This is a genomic window from Streptomyces sp. NPDC030245, from assembly GCF_055572995.1.
The window spans coordinates 100,042-121,601 of record NZ_JBVICF010000001.1 but is presented as its reverse complement, the minus strand read 5'-3'; the positions used below and the strand labels follow the sequence as shown (position 1 = coordinate 121,601).

Genomic DNA, 21,560 nt, shown 5'->3' with positions numbered 1-21,560 from the left:
TCTCGGGCGGCGGACTGCCGGCGCTGCGGCCGTCAGGGGCTGCACTCGGGCGTTGTCGTCAGGGGCTGGACCCGGGCGTCGAGGGGGCGGGCCTCAGAGATTCGGCCCGCCCCCACGGCCTCAGTGGACCGCGTGCTCCGGCGCCGGGAACGCGCCGCCCACGACGTCCTCCGCGAACGCCTTCGCCGCGCCGGCCATGACGTTCCGCAGCTCGGCGTACTGCTTGACGAAGCGCGGCATCTTTCCGCCGGTCAGGCCCATCATGTCCGTCCAGACGAGGACCTGCGCGTCGCACTCGGAGCCCGCCCCGATCCCGACGGTCGGGATGTGCAGGGAGCGGGTGACCTCGGCGGCGAGCTCCGCGGGGACCAGCTCCAGGACGACCGCGAAGGCGCCCGCGTCCTGCGCGGCCTTCGCGTCGTTCAGGAGACGGTGCGCGGCCTCGTCGCCGCGGCCCTGCACCCGGTAGCCCATGGTGTTCACGGACTGCGGGGTCAGGCCGAGGTGCGACATGACGGGGATGCCGGACTGGACGAGCAGCTCGGTCTGGGCGAGCGAGCGTTCACCGCCCTCCAGCTTCACCGCGCCGACGCCCGCCTCCTTGACGAGGCGCGTCGCCGACCTGAGCGCCTGCACGGCGCCCTCCTGGTACGAGCCGAACGGCAGGTCGCCGACGATCAGGGCGCGCGAAGTGCCCCGTACGACCGCGGCCGCCAGCATGGTCATCTGATCGAGGGTGACGGGCACGGTCGTGTCGTACCCCAGGTGGCAGTTGCCCGCCGAGTCGCCGACGAGCATGACGGGGATGCCCGCCTCGTCGAAGACGGACGCGGTCATCGCGTCGTAGGCGGTGAGCATGGGCCACTTCTCGCCGCGCTCCTTGGCGGCGGTGATGTCGCGCACAGTGATGCGCCGGGTGCCCTTGCCGCCGTACAGCGCCTTGCTGCTGTCGGGGCTCCTGGGGGCGTCGGCGCTCTTCTGGGCAGCCGAAAGCTGCGTCATCGCAACGGCTCCTTCTGTCATCTCGAGGCGCCCTGACGGCGTCCCCGGATCACCTCCATGGTGGCACCACGGGCCACCCGGGGGCTAGGGCCTGTGGCGGAAGTCCCCTCCGCCCGGCGACACGGCACGCCGCGGCCACCCGTCGGGGTTGTGCGCATTTCGTCACAGAGGGCCCTCTCCCCGGCAGTTCAGGAACCCCTCGCGCCGCCCCGGACGTCCTGGTGCCTGTACGGCCGTCGTGGACGGCAGGGACAACACCGGATCATCGCCTAGGGTTTCAGGGGGCGGGACAGACGGTGTGCACGGCAGCAGTGAGGCGACGACAGCATGGCGCAGGCGTATATGACGGAGACCGGCAGCGGCGGCTCGGGCCCCGAGCGTCCGGGGTCCCGGTTCCGCCGCCTGCTCGACGGCTGGCGGGGCGACCCGGGCATCTGGCGGCGGGGTCTCGTCACGGCGGGCGCCGCGGTCCTGATCGCGCTGGTGATGCTGTTCCACGCGCAGATCCCCAACAACGTGGGCAACCTCGGCAGCCTGACCGAGACCTTCCTGCCCTGGCTCGGCCTCTTCATCCCGGTGCTGCTCGTCATCGCGGTGGTCCGCAAGTCCGCCACCGCGCTGATCGCCCTGCTGCTGCCCCTGATCATCTGGACGAACTCGTTCGGCGGCCTGATCACCGGCAAGTCGGGCGGCACCGGCGGCGACCTGACCGTGGCCACGCACAACGTGAACGCGGACAACCCCGACCCGACCGGCACCGCCCGGGACGTCGCCTCGTCCGGCGCCGACGTCATCGCGCTGGAAGAGCTCACCGCGGACGCCGTTCCCACGTACGAGAAGGCGCTGGCGAGCGAGTACAAGTACCACTCCGTGAAGGGCACCGTCGGCCTGTGGAGCAAGTATCCGCTGACCGACGCCCGGCCCGTGGACATCAAGCTGGGCTGGGTGCGGGCGATGCGGGCGACCGTCAACACCCCCAAGGGTGACGTCGGCGTCTATGTCGCGCACCTGCCCTCGGTCCGCGTGAAGCTCGACGCGGGCTTCACCGCCAACCAGCGCGACAACAGCGCCGACGCGCTCGGCGAGGCCATCGCCGACGAGAAGCTCGGCAAGGTCGTCCTGCTCGGCGACCTCAACGGCACGATGAACGACCGCGCGCTGAACGCGGTCACCTCCCAGATGCGCTCCACCCAGGGCGCGGCCGGCGACGGCTTCGGCTTCAGCTGGCCCGCGTCGTTCCCGATGGCCCGCATCGACCAGATCATGGTCAAGGGCGTCGAGCCGGTCTCCTCCTGGACGCTGCCGGAGACGGGCAGCGACCACCTGCCGATCGCGGCACGGGTCGACCTCTCCTCGTAACGCCCGGTCTGCTCGGCGGTCACGGGACACTGGGGCGGTCACGGAATACTGGGCCGACATGGGTTTGTTCCGTACGTAAACTTACGGATTCCCCTTTTCGCAGCGCGCAGCGCATCGCATCGCACCGCATCGCTCGGCGCGCCGCAGCACACCGCCCCCGTTCCGTGGAAGGTACTTCTTCATGCCCCTGGCCCTGCTCGCCCTCGCCGTGGGCGCCTTCGGCATCGGCACCACCGAGTTCGTGATGATGGGCCTGCTGCCCAACGTCGCCGACGACCTGCACCTGTCCATCCCCACCGCGGGACACCTCGTCTCGGCCTACGCGCTGGGCGTCGTCATCGGCGCGCCCCTCCTCGCCGCCGTCACCGCGAAGCTGCCGCGCCGCCGCGTCCTGATCGGCCTGATGGTGCTCTTCGTGGTCGGCAACGCGCTGTCGGCCGCGGCCCCCGACTACCACCTCCTGATGGCCGCCCGCTTCCTCAGCGGGCTGCCGCACGGCGCGTTCTTCGGGGTCGGCGCGGTCGTCGCCACCGGGCTCGTCGCCCCCGAGCGCAAGGCCCGCTCGGTCTCCCTGATGTTCCTCGGCCTGACCGTCGCCAACATCGTCGGCGTACCGGTGGCGACGGCGATGGGGCAGCAGCTCGGCTGGCGCGCCACGTTCCTCGCGGTGAGCGCGATCGGGCTCGCCGCCATCGCCGCGCTCGCCCTCCTCGTCCCGGCCGACCACGGCCACGGCGACGCGGCGGGACTGCGCGGCGAGCTCCGCGCGCTGCGCAGCCTCCCGGTGTGGCTGGCGCTCGGCACGACCGTCGCCGGCTTCGGGGCGCTCTTCGCGGCCTACAGCTACATCACGCCGATGCTGACGGACGCGGCCGGTTACGCCGAGTCCAGTGTCACGCTGCTCCTCGCGCTGTTCGGTGTGGGCGCGACGGCGGGCAACCTGCTGGGCGGGCGCCTCGCGGACCACTCGCTGCGCGGCACGCTCTTCGGCGGACTCACGGCGCTGGCCGTCGTCCTCGGGCTCTTCCCGCTGCTCATGAGTGCCGAATGGAGCGCGGCGCTCGGCGTCGCCCTGCTCGGCATGGCGGCGTTCACGACGGGCTCGCCGCTACAGCTCATGGTCATGGAGAAGGCCGCGGCGGCCCCGTCCCTGGCCTCCTCGGCCAACCAGGGCGCGTTCAACCTCGCCAACGCGGGCGGCGCCTGGATCGGCGGCCTCGCGCTGGCGGCGGGCTTCGGAACGACGTCCCCGGCGGTGACGGGCGCCCTTCTGGCGGTCCTGGGCCTCGGCGTGGCGGGCCTGGCGTACGTGGTGGACCTGCGGCGCGGTCCCGTGCCGGGTACGGAGCGGGTGGTGGCGTCGTCGACCGAGCGGCGGGAGCCGGCCCACCACTGACCGACCACCCACCAACGGGCTGACCCACCCACCCGCAGTAGCGCCCCTACAGCTCGATGCGGTGCGGGGCAAACGGGTGGGCGGGTGGGCGGAAATCCGCCGCGAAGCGGCGGCTCAGTACACCGCCCCCCTCAGCCGGAGGCGGCTTCGCGCCACCGGTTGGTGATGGGCAGCCGCCGGTCCTTGCCGAAGCCCTTCGCGGAGATCTTCGTCCCCGGCGGGTACTGCCGCCGCTTGTACTCGGCGGTGTCCACCATGCGCAGCGTCTTGACGACCAGCTCCCGGTCGTACCCCGCGGCCACGATCGCGTCGGCGCCCTGGTCGCGGTCGACGTAGAGCTCGAGGATCGCGTCCAGGACCGGATAGTCGGGGAGCGAGTCCGTGTCGACCTGGTCGGGGCGGAGCTCGGCGCTCGGCGGCTTGGTGATGGAGTTCTCCGGGATCGGCGGCGTCTGGCCCCGCTCCCGCGCGGCGCGGTTGCGCCACTCGGCGAGCCGGAAGATCGCGGTCTTGTAGACGTCCTTGATCGGGCCGTACGCCCCGACGGAGTCGCCGTACAGCGTGGAGTACCCGACCGCCAGCTCGGACTTGTTGCCCGGCGCGAGCACGATGTGCCCCTCCTGGTTGGAGAGCGCCATCAGCATCGTGCCGCGCAGCCGCGACTGGAGGTTCTCCTCGGCGAGCCCGGTGAGCCCCAGCGAACCCATGTACGCGTCGAACATCGGGGCGATCGGCACGGTGCGGAAGTTGAGCCCGGTGCGCCGCGCCAGCTCCTCCGCGTCGCCGATGGAGTGGTCGGACGAGTAGCGGGACGGCATGGCGACGCCGTACACGTTCTGCGCGCCCAGCGCGTCGCAGGCGATGGCGGCGGTGAGCGCCGAGTCGATGCCGCCGGAGAGGCCGATCAGGACGCTGCTGAAACCGTTCTTCGCGGCGTACGCGCGCAGCCCCACGACGAGCGCCGAGTACACCTCCTCGTCGTCGTCGAGCCGCTCGGCGTACCCGCCGGTGAGCTCCGCCTCGTACGCCGGGAGGGGCTCCTCGGAGAGCGTGACGTGCTCGATGCGCAGCCCGTCGTCGACGACGCCGGACGGCGGCACGGGCGCGGCGGCCGGCAGATCGAGGTCGAGGACGACACAGCCCTCGGAGAACTGCGGGGCGCGGGCGATGACTTCGCCGTCCTTGTCGACGACGATCGAGTCGCCGTCGAAGACAAGCTCGTCCTGCCCGCCGATCATCGCGAGGTACGCGGTGGTGCAGCCGGCCTCCTGCGCGCGCTTGCGCACGAGTTCGAGGCGCTGGTCGTCCTTGTTCTGCTCGTACGGCGACGCGTTGATGGAGAGCAGCAGCCCCGCCCCCGCGCTGCGCGTCGCCGGCACGCGGCCGCCGTCCTGCCAGAGGTCCTCGCAGATGGCGAGCGCGACGTCGACGCCGTGCACCCGCACGACCGGCAGCGTCTCGCCCGGCACGAAGTACCGGAACTCGTCGAAGACGCCGTAGTTGGGCAGGTGGTGCTTGGAGTACGTCAGGACGCACTCCCCGCGGTACAGCACGGCGCCCGCGTTGCGCGGGGCGCCCGCGGGCTGGCCGAACTTCGGCTTGGCCTCCTCGGTGCGGTCGAGATAGCCGACGACGACCGGCAGCTCGCCGAACCCCTCGTCCCGCAGCCGCACGGCGAGCGCGCGCAGCGCCGCCCGGGAGGCCTGGACGAAGGACGAACGCAGCGCGAGGTCCTCGACGGGATAGCCGGTCAGCACCATCTCGGGGAACGCGACGAGATGCGCCCCCTGCTCGGCGGAGTGCCGGGTCCAGTGGACGATCGCCTCGGCGTTCCCGGCGAGATCGCCGACGGTCGAGTCGATCTGATTCAGAGCGAGGCGTAGTTGAGGCACGGAATCAGTGTAATCGTCAGAGCGACGCGATGCCTGGCTGGGGCGGCTGAGCAGGGTGTCTGCGCACGTCAGCGGGTGCGTCCGGACCAGGTGGCGTTGTCGTACGCGAACACGCCGGGCTCGACCTGCACCTCAAGTACCGACGCCGCGTCCTGCGGGAGGCTCACCGCGTAGGTGGCGGTGGCCTCCTTGCCGGGCTGCAGCTTGCCGGCCAGCTCCCTCGGCATGTCGCCGGCGAAAATCATCTCGCCCTCGGCCCCGTCGGCGTCCTTGAACGTCACGGTGGACAAATCGAGGTCGGCCGTACCGTCCGAGCCGTTGACGACGGTGATCTTGACCGTCAGGGCCTTGTTGCCGGGGGCGTGGCCCACCGAATCCGGGCCGGGACGGTAGGGGGAGGGGCTTCCGACGGTCACCTTGAGACCGTCGTCGTACGCGAAGGTCTCCCCGAAGCCCAGCTCGCCCGAATCGTCCTCCGTCCGCCGGTCGGAGCCGGACGGCTCGGCGGGCGCGGTCGCCGCCTCCTTCTTGCCGCCGGTCCCGTCCAGCTCGTCCACCGTGTCGTCGATGACCGAGACGGTGATGACGAGACCGACGACAGCGAGGACCGCGGCGACCGCCCCGAGCGAGGTGCCCCAGATCGCCGTGCCCCGGTTGGTGGCCTGGCCCCTGCGGGCCCTCCCGATGCCGACGCAGCCGAAGACCAGCGCCAGGACGGCGAGCACGCCCGCCGCCCAGAACAGCAGCGGCACCAGCCCGCACAGCACCCCGATGATGCCGAGCACCAGGGCCGCGGTACCGAGGCCGTTGCGGACCTGCTGTTCCGGTAGCGGCTGGGGCGGTTGTTGCGGGACGCCCGGGGTGGTCATGGGATGGCCCCCTTCGGGAAGGGGAGGCCGGTCGGCTGCTATGCCGTTATTATCCCGCTTCTGGCGATAAGTGCCTACCTCTTACGGATGGTCATCCGTGGTAGCCGAGGACCGTCATCATGCCCGCCTCCGCGTGGTACACGTTGTGGCAGTGGATCATCCACAGGCCCGGGTTGTCCGCGTCGAAGTCCACCGTCAGGCTGCTGTTCGGCAGGACGGTCGCGGTGTCCTTGCGGGGGCCGCCCGCGGTGTTCGCCAGGGCGAAGGTGTGCCCGTGCAGGTGCACGGGGTGCCACATCGACGTCGAGTTGGCGAAGGTCAGGCGGACCCGCTCGCCCGCGCGGACGGGGTGCCGCCGGCCGGGGGAGTAGGGCTGCTTGTCGAAGGCCCAGTCGTACGCGGCCATGCCGCCCGTCAGCCGGAGCCTGATCGTGCGGTCCGGCTTGCGGGAGGGCAGGGCGACCGACTCGTGCGCCCTCAGTCCGGCGGCGGTCAGGAGGCGGCCCTTCAGCTCGTCGGGGCGGGTCGACGCGGTCGGCGCGGCCCCGCCGCCCGTGCGCAGCACCGCGAGCGCCGCCGCCTTCTTGCCCTCGGCGACGGCCGTCAGCGGGAAGACGCCGTCCTTGGCGGTGACCAGCACGTCGTACCGCTCGCCCATGCCGAGGAGCAGCGCCTCCGTCCTCGCGTGCCGCACCGGGAAGCCGTCCGTGTGCGTCACCGTCATCTCGTGGCCGCCGAGGGCCACGCGGAAGGCCGTGTCCCCGCCGGCGTTGATGATGCGGAGGCGGATGCGGTCGCCGGGGCGGGCGCGGAACTGCGAAGGCGCCGCCGCCGTACGCCCGTTGATCAGGTAGTGCGGATAGGCCACATCGCCCGCGTCGCCGCCCAGCAGGTCGCTCTTGGCGCCCATCATCATGCGGGAGGGACCGGGACCGTCCGCCCGCGGCGACGTGTTCGACATCTTCGACATGTCGTGCCCGCCGTGGCCGCCGGAGGCCCCGTCGCCCATGTCGTGGTCGGCCATGCCCTTGCTCAGCTCGGCGAGCACGCCGTCCGGGGTCGAGCCGTCCACTCCGTCGACCCAGTCGTCGAGGACGATCACCCACTCCTTGTCGTACTTCAGCGGCTCCTTCGGGTCGTCGACGATCAGGGGTGCGTACAGCCCGCGGTCCTGCTGGGTGCCGGAGTGCGGATGGAACCAGTACGTCCCCGGGTGGGGCACCGCGAAGCGGTAGGTGAAGTCGGCCCCGGGCTTGATGGACCGCTGGGTGAGGCCGGGGACGCCGTCCATGTCGTTGCGCAGGGCGATGCCGTGCCAGTGCAGGGAGGTGGACTGCGGGAGGTGGTTGGCGAGAGTGAGGGCGAGGGTGTCGCCCGCGGTGACCCGGACCTCCTTGCCGGGGAGCCGGTCGCCGTACGCCCACGTCCGGACCGTGGGGCCGCCCAGGTCGAGCCCGGTCTCCACCGCCGTCAGCCGCACCTCGCGGGTCCGGCCGCCCTTGCCGCGCTTCTTCTCGGCGGCCGCGACCTCCTTGCCCGCAGGGTCCACATAGCCCTCGGACCCGGACGCGCCGCCCCGGCCGTGCCCGCCGTGGCCGCCGCCCTGCTCCGCATCGGAACAGGCCGTCAGAACCCCCGCCCCGGCGACGACGGCCGCGGCACCGAGCACGGCGCGCCGCGAGGGAGCGGCCTGGGACGGGACGTGCGGAGAAGCTTCTTTACGCATGATTGGCATAACTGGCATAACTGGCATGACTGGGTGACACCTCGTCTGATGGTGCGTGCAGATGGGCGCATCTGCTGCTTCTGGCGCACCGCTCGACGCCCGCGGGGTCTCACCGCGTCCCCACGGGTTCGGCGGGCAGCACGAAGCAGCCGGTGCGCAGGCCTAAATGCGCAGCACCGACAGACGGGACAGGAGTGTGCGAGGGGGCGGCGGATTGGGCCGCAGGACGTGGAGGAGCCGCCCGGGAGCGCGCGGACCGGCGATACCCGGGCCGCCCCGCCGCAGCAGGCCCGCCCGCACCAGCAGGGCGAGCGTGAAGGCGGCAAGGACCGCGAGGCACACGGACAGCGGGTCCATCGCCATCCCGCCGTCGTGCGACCCGGAGCCGGGACCGGCCTCGGACACGGACAGGGAGGCGGGCAGGGGCAGGAGCGCGCTCGCGCTCATGTCACGGTGACCGTGACGCTCGGGGGCCACAAGGCCCACCATCGCGCCGGACGCACTGGCATGGGACACGTCGGCCCCATGCTGCTGGCCCTCCCCATGCCCCCCGCCGGAACCCCCGGAGGGGTGCCCCAACGTATGCATCGTCACGATCCCGAAGAGCAGCGCGACGAGCAGCAGCCACTGCCCGTGCCCCGTGCGGCTCCTCGTCCTCGCCATGGGACGCACCCTACCCCCGCCGGGTATGCGGCGACATGCGGGCCCCCGCCGCTCCGACGATCATGAGCGCATGACGAAAAAGGACGAACCGGAGCAGACCGGTACGGGAACCCTGCCGGAGCCGGACCCGGCCATTCCGCGGCAGTTCATCTCCTGGCTGACGCTCGCCCTGATGACCACCGCCTCCGTGGCCAGTCTGCGCCCCTCGCCCTCCATGGCCATCTACGGACTGGCCGCCGTCTTCCTCTACCTCCTGCCCGCCGTCGTCTTCCTGCTCCCCACCGCCCTCGTCGGCGCCGAACTCGCCTCCGGGTGGTCCGGCGGCATCTACCGCTGGGTGAGCGAGGCCCTGGGCAAGCCGCTCGGGTTCGTCGCCGTCTGGTGCCAGTTCGCCATGACCATCGCGTACTACCCGAGCCTGCTCGCCTACGTCGCCTCGACGTTCGCGTACGTCGTCCATCCGAGCCTCGCCGAGAACGGCCTCTACGTAGCGATCGTCATCGTCGTCATCTACTGGACCGGCGTGTGGGTCACCTGCCGGGGGACCAGGACAGTGGCCGGGCTCTCCTCCTGGGGGCTCGTCATCGGCACCCTCGTCCCCGGTGTCGTCCTCGTCGCGCTCGGCGTCGTCTTCCTGGGGCAGGGCAACGCGTCCGCCGCGCCCATGAGCGCCGACCACTGGCTGCCCCCGTGGACCGGCCTCGCCAGCCTGGTCCTCATCGTCAACAACTTCCTCTCCTACGCGGGCATGGAGATGAACGGTGTCCATGTGTCGTCGCTGCGCCACCCGCGCTCCGAGTACCCCCGCTCGATCTTCCTCGCCACCGGCCTCGTCCTGCTGATCTTCATCCTTCCGGCCCTGGCCATCAGCTGGGTCATGCCGTCGGGGCAGCTCAGCCTCACCGCCGGTCTGATGCAGGCCTTCCAGGCGTTCTTCGACCACTTCCACGTCGGCTGGCTGACGAAGATCGTCGGGATCATGCTGGTCATGGCGGCCCTCGGGGGCATGCTCACCTGGCTCGCGGGCCCCGCGAAGGGACTCGTGACGCTCGCCCGGCAGGAGGGCTATCTGCCGCCCGTCCTCCAGAAGTTCAACAAGGCCGGCGTCCCCCGCAACATCATGGTCGCGCAGGGTGTGATCACCACGCTGATCGGTGTCCTCTACGCCTTCAGTGACGACGTCTCCAGTGCGTACTGGATGTTCTCCGTCATCACCGTGCAGATCTACCTCATCGCGTATCTGCTGATGTTCGTGGCCGTCGTACGGCTGCGGAGGACGCATCCGGAGGTGCCGCGCGGCTTCGTGGTCCCCGCCGTGACGCTCGTCGCGTCCGTCGGCTTCGTCGCGTCCCTCGTCGCGCTGGCCATCGGTTTCGTGCCGCCCGACCAGTTCGGCAAGGGCCCGCTCTGGCGCTACCTGCTGATCGTCGGCGGCGGCCTCCTCGCGCTCGGTGTCCTCGCGCCCGCGGCCTTCCTCAAGTACCGCAAACCCAGCTGGATCCACCCCGAGCACCGGCCGGCCCATGCGCAGAGATGACGCGTGCCCACCGATGCCCTCCTCCACGACGGCCACGACGGCAGCCGCCCCCATGGCCACACAGCGGCGGCGAAGGCGGCGTGGCGGCCGCGCCCAGCGCCCCCACTGCCCCGACAGGTCCCTCCACCCCACCGCCGCGCGTGCCCTCGCGGGCCTCCTGCTGGCCGCCGCCCTCGCCTACAGCACGTGGTCGGTCGAGGCCTTCCTGCCGACCGGGCTCTCGCCCCGCACGACGTACGTCAGTGAACTCGCCGCCGAGGACCAGCCGTACGGGACGTTCTTCCGCACCGCGGACTTCGTCGCGGGCCTGCTCGTCCTCGCGGGCGCGGCGCTCGCCCTGGCACGGCTGCCGCGCCGGGAACGGTGGACCACGGCGGGGTGGGCGGGACTCGCGCTGTTCGGGGCGGCCACGGCGGCCGACTCCCGGCTGCCGCTGAACTGCGTGGCGACCGCCGACGCGGTCTGTGCCGCGCGCGAGCGGGCGGGCACCGTCCCCTGGACGCACTCCGCACACACGGTCAGCAGCAGCGTGGCGGCCACGGCGGCGCTGCTGGCCATGGTCCTGTTCACGGTCGCCGCGCGGCGTCGCGCCGTCCCGTGGCCGGTGCTCGCCCGCACCGGGCCCCTCCTCGTCGTCCTCGCACTGGCCGCCACGGGCTGGACGCTGGCGTCCGTCGCCGCGTTCGAGGCGGGCCGGGGGACGTGGGGGCTCGGGATCGGACAGCGCCTCCAGGTGCTGTTGATCGCGGGGTGGCTGGTGACGCTCGCGTGGTCGGTGTCGGGGACGGCGAAGGTCCGGCCTGCGGAGGCGGACCGCGGGTGACCTTCGTACGCGTCGGGGGAGTCCCGCACCATGTCGAGGTGAGCGGGAGCGGGCCGGTGTGCGTGCTCAGTGCGGGGCTCGGCCTCGGCTGGTTCGACTGGGACCCGGTGGTCCCGTTCCTCGCCCCGCACCGGACCGTCGTCCGCTTCGACCGCCCCGGCCTCGGTCTCAGCGGCCACGCGCGCGTGGCGCCCGCGTTGCGGGACGAGGCGGACCGCGTCCGGCGCCTCCTCGACGCGGTGCGGCTCGGCACGGAGCGGGTCACGGTGGTCGGCCACTCCCTGGCCGGATTCCACGCGGAGGCTTTCGCGAGGCTGTATCCGGACCGTACGGAGGGACTCGTCCTGGTCGACTCCAGCGTCGAGGAGCGGCCGCGTGCCCTGCTGCCGCGCGGGGTCCGCGTGACGGCCACGCGCGCGTGCGGGACGCTGCTGTGCGCGGCGGGCCTGCCACGGGCGACGGGTCCCGTCCTGCGACGCCTCGCGGCGCCCACGCCCTGGGCCCGGGTGTACGGCAGCAGCCGCGTGTGGCGGGCGACGCTCATGGAGTACGCGACGTACGCCGACGTGGCGCGCGAACTGACCGCACTCCGACGCCGCGTGCCCCTGCCGGCCGGCCTCCCGGTGACGGTGCTGGCTGCCTACGCGGGGGCTTCACGCCGCTGGCTCACCCGCCAGCGACACCTGTCCCACCACCTCGACGCAACCTTCCGAGTAGCCGCCCCATCGACCCACCTGGTGATGCGCGACCACCCCGAAGAGGTAGCGAAGACAATCCTGACGACAACAGCGTGACGAAAGCACCACCGGGCCCCCGTCAGGGGCGCGGGGAACTGCGCGATCAGCCACGACACCCCCGCACCCGACATCCGGCCCTCTCAGGGGCGCGCCCGCACCGCCCGCACACTCTCCCGAATCACAATGTGCGTCCCCAGCACATGCCGCTCCTGCCCTGCGGCCGGGGCGCCGGAGAGGGCGCGCCGGACCGCCGTGCGCCCCATCTCCTCCGCGGGAATGTGCACGGTCGTCAGGCCGGGAGTGATGTCACCGGCCACCGGATCGTCGTTGTAGCCGACCACCGACATGTCCTCCGGCACCCGCAACCCGTACTCCCGCAGCGCGACGATCGCCGCCGCCGCGGCCCGGTCGTCGCCCGCGAAGACCGCCGTGAAGTCGGGCCTGTCGTCCGACCTGTCGAGCAGCTCCCGCATCGCCCGATAGCCGTTGTTCTGCCCGAAGCCGACGCCGTGGATGACGGCCTCCTCGCGCGGCACCCCGTGGTCCGCGAGCGCCCGCAGGAACCCGGCGAGCCGGTCGTCGCCGGTCGTGTTGCCCGGCTCGTAGCCGAGCAGCGCGATCCGCCGGTGCCCGGCGCCCAGGAGATGGCTGGTCACCGCGTGGGCGCCCGCTTCGTTGTCGTACTCGACGACGAGCGCGGGCATGCCGGGCGTCGGCGCGGGACGCCCGCACAGGACGAGCCGGGAGCCCGCCGCCGCGAGCGCCTCGGCGTACCGCGCCATCCGCTGCCGGTACTCGTCGTCCTGGACGGCGCCGCCCACCAGCATCACGGCCTCGGCGGCCTGTTCCCGCATCATCTGGACCAGGGCCAGCTCGCGCGCCGGGTCGCTGCCCGTGGACGCGACCAGGGTGAGCCGGCCCCGCTGGGCGGCCTCCACCTCCACGCCCTGCGCGACCTGCGCGTAGAACGCCCCGACCACGTCGTACATGAGCACGGCGATGGTCTTGCGGCCCGCGCCCGCCAACGCGCGCGCGTGCGCGTTGGCGACGTAGTCCAGGTCCTTGACGGCGCGCAGCACCTTGGCGCGCGACGCCGTGGACGTCGGGTAGTTGCCCGCGAGCACCCGCGAGACCGTCGCCACCGAGACGCCCGCGCGCGCGGCCACCTCGCGGATGGTGACCCGCTCACCCACTGTGTCTCCCTCTCCTGGCCATCGGCCGGCCGCCGTCCGGCGGCCAACCCACCGGGACCGGGGCGCAGTTGCGGCCCTCGCGGCCCGCCCGCCCCGGTCCCATCATCCCGCGCCCCGCCACCGGGTCAGTGCGCGGCCTCGTACTCCTCCAGGAACTCCTCGGCGGCCCGCTCGCCGCCCTGCGAGCGCCACTTGGCGTAGATGCCGTCCCAGTCGGAGAGCTTCTTGCGGCCGGAGACGATCGCCGTCACGCCGTCGTCGATGATCTGCTGCATGGAAGCGCCCTGCCGGTTGTACGTGTCCGACATCAGGCCCCAGTGGTCGTCGGGCACGAGGAGCGGGACGACCTTCTTCTCCCAGGCGTGCAGCCGCTCGGTGAGGTCGGGGAAGCCGGGGAAGTACAGCGGCTGCGGCGCGTCCATGAGGTACGGGAAGGGCAGGTTGGTCCTGGAGTCGATCAGGCCGAGCTCGGTGGCGACCGGGTCGCCGTCCTTGTTGTACTCGAAGTGGGTGCCCTCCACTCCGTAGTGCATCAGCTCGTACTCCTTCGAGCCGAACGGCGAGGCCAGCCAGTCGAGCACCCGCAGCATCAGCCGCACCCGCTCCTTGGAGGTCTTCTTGATGACCGTGTAACCGAAACAGCCGCGGTTCTGCTGGTAGACGGGTGTGGCGCCGTCGACCGTGTAGGGCTCGGCGACGTCGAGGGTGAACTCGTCCTTGATGCCCTGGGCGTTGGAGATGACGGCGCCCCAGCCGTCGGTCATCGAGCGGACGGTGCCGTTGTGGAACTGGGTCTTCAGGTCGACCTGGGAGATCGATGTGGCGTCCGGGTTGTACGAGCCGGCCGCGCGCATCCCGGCCATGTATTCGAGGGCGGCCTTGAACGCGTCGGTCCCGTACATGTCGGTGACCTTGCCGTCCTTGATCCGCCACTGGTTGGGCGCGCCGTGCCACATCGCGTGGTACAGACATCCGAAGGAGCCCACCGTGGACGCGCCGAGGCCGTACTTCTTGCCCTGCGAGGCCTCTTTCGCCATCGCCCGGAAGTCGGGCGCGGACATCCCCGGCTCGTATCCGGCCCGGTCGAACGCCTCACGGTTGATGAACATCGCGCCGTGCACCTTGGCGCGCTCGATCGGCAGTCCGTAGATGCGCCCGGCGATGCGGCCCATGCCCTCCCAGGCGTACGTCGGGATGTTGGCGAGGTTGGGGTAGTCTTTGACCGCGTCGCCCGACAGGTGCTCGCTCAGATCGGCGCACCGCGACTTCACGAACTGCGACTCGCGCGGCAGGACGTACCCGCCCCCGAAGTTGATCATGTCGGGCAGGTCGTCGCCCGACATGAGGGTGGACATCTTGGCGCGGAAGTCGGCGTCCGGCACGACGGTGAACTCGACCTCGACGCCCAGCGCTTCGTTGACGGCCTGCCAGTACTCGTTGCGGCCGACCGGCTTCGGCGGGGTGCCGTAGGTGATGGTCATGACCTTGATCTTCTGCTTGCCGGTGCCCGGCTTCTCGCTCGTCGCCCGCACCAGCTTCCGCGGATACCTCGTGTATCCGGGCTGGACGCCCTCGGGGGTCGGTGCCAGGTCGGGGGCGGGGCCCTTCGCCGGCGTGTACGTCGGCCAGGGCGCCGCCTTCTTGCCCGCGTTGGCGACGTCGCCGCCGCCGGAGCCGGTCGAGCAGGCGGTGAGGAGGGACGGGGCGGCCAGGGCGGCGCCGCCGACGGCCATGGAGCGGAGCACGGTACGCCGCGACATCGAGGAACCGGACACGTGGATGAACCCTTCGGGACGACGGGTGGGAGAGGAGCTCAGCTCTTGATGGCGCCGGTGAGCACGCCCTTGGTGAAGTACTTCTGGAGGAAGGGGTAGACGAGCAGGATCGGCACGGTGGCGATCACCAGGACGGCCATCTGTGTCGTCTGCGGGGCGGAGACCAGGCCGGCCTCGCTCAGCCCGGTGTCGGCGATCTGGGAGCCGCCGATGACGTACGTACGCAGCACCTGCGACAGCGGCCAGTGGCCGGACTCCATGTAGATGGAGGCATGGAACCAGGCGTTCCAATAGCTCACGGCATAGAAGAGGGAGACCACGGCGAGCGCCGCCTTGGACAGCGGGAGCACGATCCGCCACAGGATGTGCCAGTCACCGGCGCCGTCGAGCCGGGCGGCCTCGTACAGCTCCTCGGGTATCCCCTGGAAGAAGCCGCGCAGCACGATCAGGTTGAAGACGTTGATGAGCACGGGGGCGATCAGCGCGGCGTACGTGTCCAGCATCCCCATCCCCTTGACCAGCAGGAACGCGGGGATCATGCCGGGCGGGAAGAGGAAGGTGAAGAGGATGAGCAGCAGCACGGGCCTGCCGCCGAAGACGCCGGGGCGGGCCAGGGCGTACGCGAGGAAGGTGGTGCACGCGAGCGAGAAGAGCGTGCCCACGACTGTGAGGCCGACGCTCACGCCGAGCGCCTTGGTGACGATGCCGCCGTCGAGGATGGTCCGGTAGGCGCGCAGCGTCGGATCGCTCGGCCACAGCACCCAGCCGCCGTTGTCCACCACCTCACGGTTGGAGGCGAGCGAGGTCGAGACGATGACGAGGAACGGGACGAGCACGAGCGCGAGCACGACGACGACGGCGACGGCCTTGGCGGCCTTGGTGGCGAACCGCGGCTTCTCCATCCAGGCGGGCCTGGTGACGTGACCTGTACTCACTTGTAGACCCCCTGCTCGCCGAGCCGGTGGGCGATCCGGTTGGCGGTGAAGACGAGCGCGGCGCCGACGACGCCCTTGAACAGGCCGGCGGCCGCCGCGTATCCGGTGTCGCCGCCGACGATGCCCTGCCAGAAGACGAAGGTGTCGAGGACCTCGCCGACCTCCGGGCCGACCGACTGCCGCTGGAGAAGCATCTGTTCGAAGCCGACCGAGAGGATGTCGCCGAGCCGCATGATCAGCAGCAGGACGATGATGGGCCGGATGCTGGGCAGCGTGACGTGCCAGAAGCGCCGCCAGGGCCCGGCCCCGTCGATGGCGGAGGCCTCGTACAACTGCTCGTCGACCTGCATCAGCGCGGCGAGGAAGATGATCGTCCCCCACCCCGCGTCCTTCCAGATCACCTCCACGACGACGAGCGCCCGGTACGCGTCCGGATTGCCGATGATGTCGACGGTGTGCAGCCCCGAGTCGCTGAGGAAGGTGTTCAACAGGCCCGTGTCACTCAGCACTTGCTGGAAGAGCGCCACGACGACGACCCACGACAGGAAGTGCGGCAGATAGATCACGGACTGCGTGAAACGACGCAGCAGATCCGAGGTCAGGCCGTGCAGGAGCAGCGCGAGGGCGAGCGGCGCGGGGAAGAAGAAGACCAGCTGTAGCACGGCGATGAACAGGGTGTTCCACGTCGCGCGCCAGAAGTCCGGATCGCCGAACATCCGCGAGAAGTTCTCCGTGCCCACCCAAGGGCTGGCCCAGAGACCGTCGAAGGGGACGTACTCCTTGAAGGCCACCGCGTTGGCGACGAAGGCGCCGTAGTGGAAGACCAGGAAGTACGCGAGTCCGGGCGCCATGAGCAGCACGAGGAAGCGCGTCCGCTGAAACCGCTTCCACGCCGTATCGCGTACCGATTCACTCCTACTTGCCCCGGTATCTTGCCTGCCGGGCGGCTCCACCGCCTCGGTTTCCGCCCGGTCCTTCGTCACCGTCGGCACGGCAACCCCTCCGTCGTCGGAATAAGGTGCCCGGAATCTAAAGCGCTTACTTCACCCGGTCAACCCCCCTTGCCCAGCTGTCTCTTGACCACTTTCCCAAATTGGCCCTAGCCTCCAGACGCTGGTTGGTAACCGGTTACTACGAGGGACGGTCACGCGTGGCAGAGCAGGCAGAGCGGGCGGATCGGCGGGAACGGAACGGCGACGGTCCGCCCATCACGGCCCTGGCCATGGCCGCCGAGGTCGCGGACCGGGTCTTCCCACCGGACCTGCGCGAACGGCTCGCCCGCAGCGCGCAGTTGACATCACCCCTGCTCTCCGGCCCTCTCACGAGCCCGGAGGCGACGGCCGCGCTCTCCACGGCGGAAGTACTGGTAACGGGCTGGGGTTGCCCACCCTTGACACCCCAGATCCTGTCCTCCGCACCCGCCCTGCGCGCGATCATCCACGCGGCGGGCTCCGTCAAGCCGATGGTGACGGAGGCCGTGTGGGACCGCGGCATCGTCGTCTCCTCGGCGGCGGACGCCAACGCGGACCCCGTGGTGGCCTTCACCCTCGCCGCGATCACGTTCGCGGCGAAGGGGGCGCTGTCCGCCGCGGCGGGTTACGCGTCCGGGTGGCCGCCCTTCACCGCCCGCACCGGAGCGGACGCGCGCACCATCGGCGTCATCGGCGCGTCCCGCATCGGCCGCCGCGTGATCGCGGCGCTGCGGGGATCGGACGCGGGCTTCCGCGTCCTGCTCACGGACCCCTACGTGACCCGCGCCGAGGCGATGCAACTGGGCACGGAACTGGTGGACCTGCCCGCCCTCTGCGAGCGCAGCAGCATCGTCACGGTCCACGCGCCCCAACTCCCCGAGACCCGGGGCCTCCTGAACGCCGACATGCTGAAGCGCATCCCGGACGGCGGGGTCATCATCAACACGGCGCGGGGCTCACTCATCGACACGGAGGCGCTGGCGCGGGAGTGCGGGGCGGGGCGCCTCGACGCGTTCCTCGACGTCACGGACCCCGAACCACTGCCGCCGGGCCACGCCCTCCTCACCCTCCCCAACGTGCTGGTGACCCCGCATGTGGCGGGGGCGCAGGGGAGTGAGGTGCGCAGGCTGGGGGAGTACGCGGTTGCCGAGGTCGAGCGTTACGTCACCGGAACGCGGCTCAAAGGCCGGCTCCTCCGGGAGGACCTGCCGCGCCTGGCGTGACCTGACCGCCACCAACCGGCAGCCGCAAGCGCTCGCGAGGGGACGTGGGGGTATGTGCGAACGGAGCACTGAGGAGTCGGTGGCGTCTTTGTCCGTGAGGCGCGGCGCAGGGATGGCGAGTACGCACATACCCCCGCGGCCCCGCCCCACAGACGGGCCCCCGGCGCACCGCCCAGGCACAGCGCCAGCACCAGCGTCACATCACGGCTTAGCGCCCCGCGCCTTCAGCAGCGTCGACATCAGCGCGATCTCCGACTCCTGAGACTCCACCATCCCCCGAGCCAGCCTCCGCTCCGCGGAAACCTCGCACCGCTCCACACACCCCTGCGCCATATGCACCCCACCCCGGTGGTGCCGCGTCATCAGCTGGAGATACAGCACCTCCGCCTTCTTGCCGCTCAGCTTCCCCAGCCGTTCGAGCTCCGCCCCCGTAGCCATCCCCGGCATCAGCGCCCCGTCCTTGCCGGGCGGCATGTCCCCCATGCCCATCCACTCCATCGGAGCCCCGTCCGGCACCTTCGGCAGCTCCCACAGATCCAGCCACCCGAGCAGCATCCCGCGCTGATTGGCCTGGGTCTGCGCGATGTCGTAGGCGAGGCGCCGCACCTCCTCGTCGTCGGTCCGGTCCCGCACGATGTACGACATCTCCACGGCCTGCTGGTGGTGGACGGCCATGTCCCGCGCGAACCCCGCGTCGGCCGACGAGCTCGCGGGCGAGTTCCCGGAGTCGGAGGAGTCCGTGGCGGCGACCGCCGCCGTGATGCCGCCCCCGGCGACGACCGCGGCGACGACGCCCCCGACGAGCCAGTTGGTACGTCGCCTCACTGTGCCATCCCGTTCGTGCACGCCGCCCCCGGCTCCGGCGTCTGCTTGCCCTGGACGTACTTGGAGAAGAACTCCTTGACCTTCGGGTCGTCCGCGCCCGAGACCGTCCGCTGGTGGGCCCAGGCGGTCAGCATGACGGGGTCCTTCTGGTCCTTCACCGGGCTCATCAGCGAGTACGGCGTGGCCTTGACCTTCGCTTCGAGCTTCTTCAGGTCGGCCGGCTTCGCCTTGTCGTTGTACGTGACCCAGACGGCACCGTGCTCGAGGGAGTGCACGGCGTTCACCTCCGGGATCTCCTTCTCGTAGACGTCGCCGTTGCAGTTCATCCACACCTGGTTGTGGTCCCCGCCGACGGGCGGCGTCATGGGGTAGTCGACCTGCTTCGCGACGTGCGTACGGCCGAGTTTGCCCCAGACCTTCTCGCCGTCGGCGGAGACCTTGTACTTGGGCCAACCCTTCGCGTCGTCCGTCGACCCCGAGTCGTCGGACGCGTTGTCGAAGAGGAAGAAGCCGCCCACGCCGAGCGCCGCGACGAGGACCGCGCCGAGGGTGATCGTCAGGGCCCGCCCCCGCCGGTCACGCGCACGGTCCGCCCGGCGCATCTCCTCTATCCGGGCCTTGCGGGAAGCATTGCTCGTGTTCTTGGCGGAACCCATGATGTGTCCTTCTGCGGAAAGGGCCGAACGGGACGACGAACGAGTCCGCTGATCGTAATCCGAGGGAGGCCCAGTACTACAGGGCATCCGCGGATCCACGACGCCGGCAGCAGCAGCCGGACGCAAGATTCGAGCCAGCAGCCAGCAGCCATCAATCAGCCAGCCAGCCAGCCAGCCCAGCCCAGCCGAGCCCAGCCCAGCCCAGCCCAGTCCAGCCCAGTCCGGCCCGGCCCGGCTCTGAGCCGCTCAGTGACCGCCCCGATGGAGCATCCAACGACGGACGGGGTGGCAGGGACGGACGCGGCGTGTTAAAGGTTCGGACCGGACCGAAGCCGAGCCCAGTCGGAGCCCCGTCGTCCCCGACTTGCCGACAAGTCGGGGAGAGATCGAACGGCCCGCTGTTACCGAGCCGCCGATCAGCAGGCACTATGGGCACAGAGCACGGGTGCCGGGTTCGGGCACAGAGGACAGAGCACGGGCACGGCGCGGCGCCCGCGGCGCCCGCAACGCGCCCGAAACCACGGAGTGGCATGCTCGGATGCCAATGTGTCCCGAGTGTGTCCCGAGGCGCGGGCGCAGGTGGCCTGACCAGCAAGGATGGGTGGAAGCGGAAGATGAACAAGCAGCAGGAATTCGTGCTCCGTACGTTGGAGGAGCGCGACATCCGGTTCGTGCGCCTGTGGTTCACGGACGTCCTCGGCTTCCTGAAGTCGGTGGCGGTGGCCCCGGCCGAGCTGGAACAGGCCTTCGACGAGGGCATCGGCTTCGACGGTTCGGCCATCGAGGGCTTCGCCCGGGTGTACGAGTCGGACATGATCGCCAAGCCGGACCCGTCGACCTTCCAGGTGCTGCCCTGGCGCGCGGAGGCCCCGGGCACGGCCCGCATGTTCTGCGACATCCTGATGCCGGACGGCTCCCCGTCCTTCGCGGACCCCCGCTACGTACTGAAGAGGGCCCTCGCCAAGACCTCCGACCTGGGCTTCACCTTCTACACCCACCCGGAGATCGAGTTCTTCCTCCTGAAGGACAAGCCGCTGGACGGCTCGCGGCCCACCCCCGCCGACAACTCCGGCTACTTCGACCACACCCCGCAGAACGTGGGCATGGACTTCCGCCGCCAGGCCATCACCATGCTCGAATCCATGGGCATCTCGGTCGAGTTCAGCCACCACGAGGGCGCCCCCGGCCAGCAGGAGATCGACCTCCGCTACGCCGACGCGCTCTCCACGGCCGACAACATCATGACCTTCCGCCTGGTCATGAAGCAGGTCGCGCTCGAACAGGGCGTCCAGGCCACCTTTATGCCGAAACCGTTCTCCGAACACCCGGGCTCGGGCATGCACACGCACCTCTCCCTCTTCGAGGGCGACCGCAACGCGTTCTACGAGTCGGGTGCCGAGTACCAGCTCTCCAAGGTCGGCCGCTCCTTCATCGCGGGCCTGCTGCGGCACGCCGCGGAGATCTCGGCCGTCACCAACCAGTGGGTGAACTCCTACAAGCGCATCTGGGGCGGCTCCGAGCGCACCGCGGGCGCGGGCGGCGAGGCCCCCTCGTACATCTGCTGGGGCCACAACAACCGCTCGGCCCTGATCCGCGTCCCGATGTACAAGCCGGGCAAGACGGGCTCGGCACGGGTCGAGGTCCGCTCGATCGACTCCGGCGCCAACCCCTACCTGACCTACGCGGTACTGCTCGCCGCCGGCCTGAAGGGCATCGAGGAGGGTTACGAACTCCCGCCGGGCGCGGACGACGACGTATGGGCACTCCGCGACGCCGAGCGCCGAGCCCTGGGTATCGAACCGCTCCCACAGAACCTCGGCGAGGCCATCGCACTCATGGAAAAGTCCGAACTGGTCGCCGAAACGCTCGGCGAACACGTCTACGACTTCTTCCTCCGCAACAAGAAGCAGGAGTGGGAGGAGTACAGGTCGGAGGTCACGGCTTTCGAACTCCGTAAAAACCTGCCGGTGCTGTAGCC

At 70.9% G+C, this 21,560-nt stretch carries 18 protein-coding genes; 7 read left to right on the top strand and 11 right to left on the bottom strand.

The window, feature by feature from the left end; translation table 11 throughout:
* Positions 1 to 120 precede the first annotated feature (120 nt).
* Positions 121 to 1,002 (bottom strand): 3-methyl-2-oxobutanoate hydroxymethyltransferase, encoded by an 882-nt coding sequence (panB, locus tag ACZ4Z4_RS00525; protein WP_468320188.1) that lies wholly within the window; start codon positions 1,000 to 1,002, stop codon positions 121 to 123.
* A gap of 327 nt (positions 1,003 to 1,329) precedes the next feature.
* Here panB and ACZ4Z4_RS00520 point away from each other — a divergent pair, with 327 nt between their 5' ends.
* Together ACZ4Z4_RS00520 and ACZ4Z4_RS00515 are read left to right on the top strand one after the other, a co-directional pair.
* Entirely contained in the window at positions 1,330 to 2,361 is a 1,032-nt protein-coding gene (locus ACZ4Z4_RS00520; protein WP_468320186.1) for an endonuclease/exonuclease/phosphatase family protein, read from the top strand.
* Positions 2,362 to 2,542: 181 nt separating this feature from the next.
* Positions 2,543 to 3,757, top strand: a complete 1,215-nt coding sequence (locus ACZ4Z4_RS00515; RefSeq protein ID WP_468320184.1) for an MFS transporter — start codon at positions 2,543 to 2,545, stop codon at positions 3,755 to 3,757.
* Between the two features lie 131 nt (positions 3,758 to 3,888).
* Here ACZ4Z4_RS00515 and ACZ4Z4_RS00510 read toward each other — a convergent pair whose 3' ends face one another.
* From ACZ4Z4_RS00510 to ACZ4Z4_RS00495, 4 genes are all read right to left on the bottom strand, one after another.
* Positions 3,889 to 5,649, bottom strand: a complete 1,761-nt coding sequence (locus tag ACZ4Z4_RS00510; protein ID WP_468320182.1) for an NAD+ synthase — start codon at positions 5,647 to 5,649, stop codon at positions 3,889 to 3,891.
* 68 nt (positions 5,650 to 5,717) lie between these two features.
* Positions 5,718 to 6,518: a DUF4190 domain-containing protein gene (locus ACZ4Z4_RS00505; RefSeq protein ID WP_468320178.1), complete on the bottom strand. Its 801-nt coding sequence runs from the start codon at positions 6,516 to 6,518 to the stop codon at positions 5,718 to 5,720.
* Positions 6,519 to 6,609: 91 nt separating this feature from the next.
* Complete coding sequence (locus tag ACZ4Z4_RS00500; protein WP_468320176.1) at positions 6,610 to 8,244, bottom strand: multicopper oxidase family protein; 1,635 nt, start codon at positions 8,242 to 8,244, stop codon at positions 6,610 to 6,612.
* A gap of 162 nt (positions 8,245 to 8,406) precedes the next feature.
* Positions 8,407 to 8,907: a hypothetical protein gene (locus ACZ4Z4_RS00495; RefSeq protein WP_468320173.1), complete on the bottom strand. Its 501-nt coding sequence runs from the start codon at positions 8,905 to 8,907 to the stop codon at positions 8,407 to 8,409.
* A gap of 70 nt (positions 8,908 to 8,977) precedes the next feature.
* Between ACZ4Z4_RS00495 and ACZ4Z4_RS00490 the strand changes: the two genes are divergently transcribed.
* Genes ACZ4Z4_RS00490 through ACZ4Z4_RS00480 form a run of 3 tightly spaced genes read left to right on the top strand, consistent with a single transcriptional unit; the run spans position 8,978 to position 12,061 of the window.
* The gene (locus ACZ4Z4_RS00490; protein ID WP_468320170.1) at positions 8,978 to 10,444 is read left to right on the top strand and encodes an APC family permease; all 1,467 of its coding nucleotides are present in this window, start codon (positions 8,978 to 8,980) and stop codon (positions 10,442 to 10,444) included.
* A 52-nt stretch (positions 10,445 to 10,496) separates the two neighbouring features.
* Complete coding sequence (locus tag ACZ4Z4_RS00485) at positions 10,497 to 11,267, top strand: DUF998 domain-containing protein (protein ID WP_468320167.1); 771 nt, start codon at positions 10,497 to 10,499, stop codon at positions 11,265 to 11,267.
* Positions 11,264 to 12,061 (top strand): alpha/beta fold hydrolase, encoded by a 798-nt coding sequence (locus ACZ4Z4_RS00480; protein WP_468320164.1) that lies wholly within the window; start codon positions 11,264 to 11,266, stop codon positions 12,059 to 12,061. The genes ACZ4Z4_RS00485 and ACZ4Z4_RS00480 overlap by 4 nt, the downstream gene beginning before the upstream one ends.
* Positions 12,062 to 12,144: 83 nt before the next feature.
* Here the strand turns inward: ACZ4Z4_RS00480 and ACZ4Z4_RS00475 are convergent, their stop codons facing one another.
* The 4 genes from ACZ4Z4_RS00475 to ACZ4Z4_RS00460 form a co-directional block, all read right to left on the bottom strand.
* The gene (locus tag ACZ4Z4_RS00475; protein WP_468320161.1) at positions 12,145 to 13,197 is read right to left on the bottom strand and encodes a LacI family DNA-binding transcriptional regulator; all 1,053 of its coding nucleotides are present in this window, start codon (positions 13,195 to 13,197) and stop codon (positions 12,145 to 12,147) included.
* Between the two features lie 125 nt (positions 13,198 to 13,322).
* Complete coding sequence (locus ACZ4Z4_RS00470) at positions 13,323 to 14,957, bottom strand: extracellular solute-binding protein (protein WP_468320158.1); 1,635 nt, start codon at positions 14,955 to 14,957, stop codon at positions 13,323 to 13,325.
* Positions 14,958 to 15,010: 53 nt separating this feature from the next.
* A complete protein-coding gene (locus tag ACZ4Z4_RS00465) occupies positions 15,011 to 15,874 on the bottom strand; it encodes a carbohydrate ABC transporter permease (RefSeq protein ID WP_468322019.1) in 864 nt (287 codons plus the stop codon).
* A 29-nt stretch (positions 15,875 to 15,903) separates the two neighbouring features.
* Positions 15,904 to 16,758, bottom strand: a complete 855-nt coding sequence (locus ACZ4Z4_RS00460; protein ID WP_468320155.1) for an ABC transporter permease — start codon at positions 16,756 to 16,758, stop codon at positions 15,904 to 15,906.
* Positions 16,759 to 17,129: 371 nt separating this feature from the next.
* Here ACZ4Z4_RS00460 and ACZ4Z4_RS00455 point away from each other — a divergent pair, with 371 nt between their 5' ends.
* Positions 17,130 to 18,101, top strand: coding sequence for a hydroxyacid dehydrogenase (locus ACZ4Z4_RS00455; protein ID WP_468322017.1), 972 nt, complete (start codon positions 17,130 to 17,132; stop codon positions 18,099 to 18,101).
* Positions 18,102 to 18,302: 201 nt separating this feature from the next.
* On the opposite strand, the gene ACZ4Z4_RS00450 is transcribed toward ACZ4Z4_RS00455, so the two are convergent.
* Entirely contained in the window at positions 18,303 to 18,926 is a 624-nt protein-coding gene (locus ACZ4Z4_RS00450) for a DUF305 domain-containing protein (RefSeq protein WP_468320153.1), read from the bottom strand.
* Positions 18,923 to 19,582: a DUF3105 domain-containing protein gene (locus tag ACZ4Z4_RS00445; RefSeq protein WP_468320150.1), complete on the bottom strand. Its 660-nt coding sequence runs from the start codon at positions 19,580 to 19,582 to the stop codon at positions 18,923 to 18,925. Before ACZ4Z4_RS00445 ends, ACZ4Z4_RS00450 begins: the two co-directional genes overlap by 4 nt.
* Before the next feature lie 614 nt (positions 19,583 to 20,196).
* Between ACZ4Z4_RS00445 and ACZ4Z4_RS00440 the strand changes: the two genes are divergently transcribed.
* Positions 20,197 to 21,558 (top strand): glutamine synthetase family protein, encoded by a 1,362-nt coding sequence (locus ACZ4Z4_RS00440; RefSeq protein ID WP_055564891.1) that lies wholly within the window; start codon positions 20,197 to 20,199, stop codon positions 21,556 to 21,558.
* Positions 21,559 to 21,560 lie beyond the last annotated feature (2 nt).

Bases quoted from the DNA above. Each gene is read 5' to 3' on its own strand.
- panB (WP_468320188.1), bottom strand. From the start codon at position 1,002: ATGACGCAGCTTTCGGCTGCCCAGAAGAGCGCCGACGCCCCCAGGAGC.
- ACZ4Z4_RS00520 (WP_468320186.1), top strand. From the start codon at position 1,330: ATGGCGCAGGCGTATATGACGGAGACCGGCAGCGGCGGCTCGGGCCCC.
- ACZ4Z4_RS00515 (WP_468320184.1), top strand. From the start codon at position 2,543: ATGCCCCTGGCCCTGCTCGCCCTCGCCGTGGGCGCCTTCGGCATCGGC.
- ACZ4Z4_RS00505 (WP_468320178.1), bottom strand. From the start codon at position 6,518: ATGACCACCCCGGGCGTCCCGCAACAACCGCCCCAGCCGCTACCGGAA.
- ACZ4Z4_RS00500 (WP_468320176.1), bottom strand. From the start codon at position 8,244: ATGCGTAAAGAAGCTTCTCCGCACGTCCCGTCCCAGGCCGCTCCCTCG.
- ACZ4Z4_RS00495 (WP_468320173.1), bottom strand. From the start codon at position 8,907: ATGGCGAGGACGAGGAGCCGCACGGGGCACGGGCAGTGGCTGCTGCTC.
- ACZ4Z4_RS00490 (WP_468320170.1), top strand. From the start codon at position 8,978: ATGACGAAAAAGGACGAACCGGAGCAGACCGGTACGGGAACCCTGCCG.
- ACZ4Z4_RS00485 (WP_468320167.1), top strand. From the start codon at position 10,497: ATGGCCACACAGCGGCGGCGAAGGCGGCGTGGCGGCCGCGCCCAGCGC.
- ACZ4Z4_RS00470 (WP_468320158.1), bottom strand. From the start codon at position 14,957: ATGTCGCGGCGTACCGTGCTCCGCTCCATGGCCGTCGGCGGCGCCGCC.
- ACZ4Z4_RS00465 (WP_468322019.1), bottom strand. From the start codon at position 15,874: ATGGAGAAGCCGCGGTTCGCCACCAAGGCCGCCAAGGCCGTCGCCGTC.
- ACZ4Z4_RS00460 (WP_468320155.1), bottom strand. From the start codon at position 16,758: ATGGCGCCCGGACTCGCGTACTTCCTGGTCTTCCACTACGGCGCCTTC.
- ACZ4Z4_RS00455 (WP_468322017.1), top strand. From the start codon at position 17,130: ATGGCCGCCGAGGTCGCGGACCGGGTCTTCCCACCGGACCTGCGCGAA.
- ACZ4Z4_RS00445 (WP_468320150.1), bottom strand. From the start codon at position 19,582: ATGGGTTCCGCCAAGAACACGAGCAATGCTTCCCGCAAGGCCCGGATA.
- ACZ4Z4_RS00440 (WP_055564891.1), top strand. From the start codon at position 20,197: ATGAACAAGCAGCAGGAATTCGTGCTCCGTACGTTGGAGGAGCGCGAC.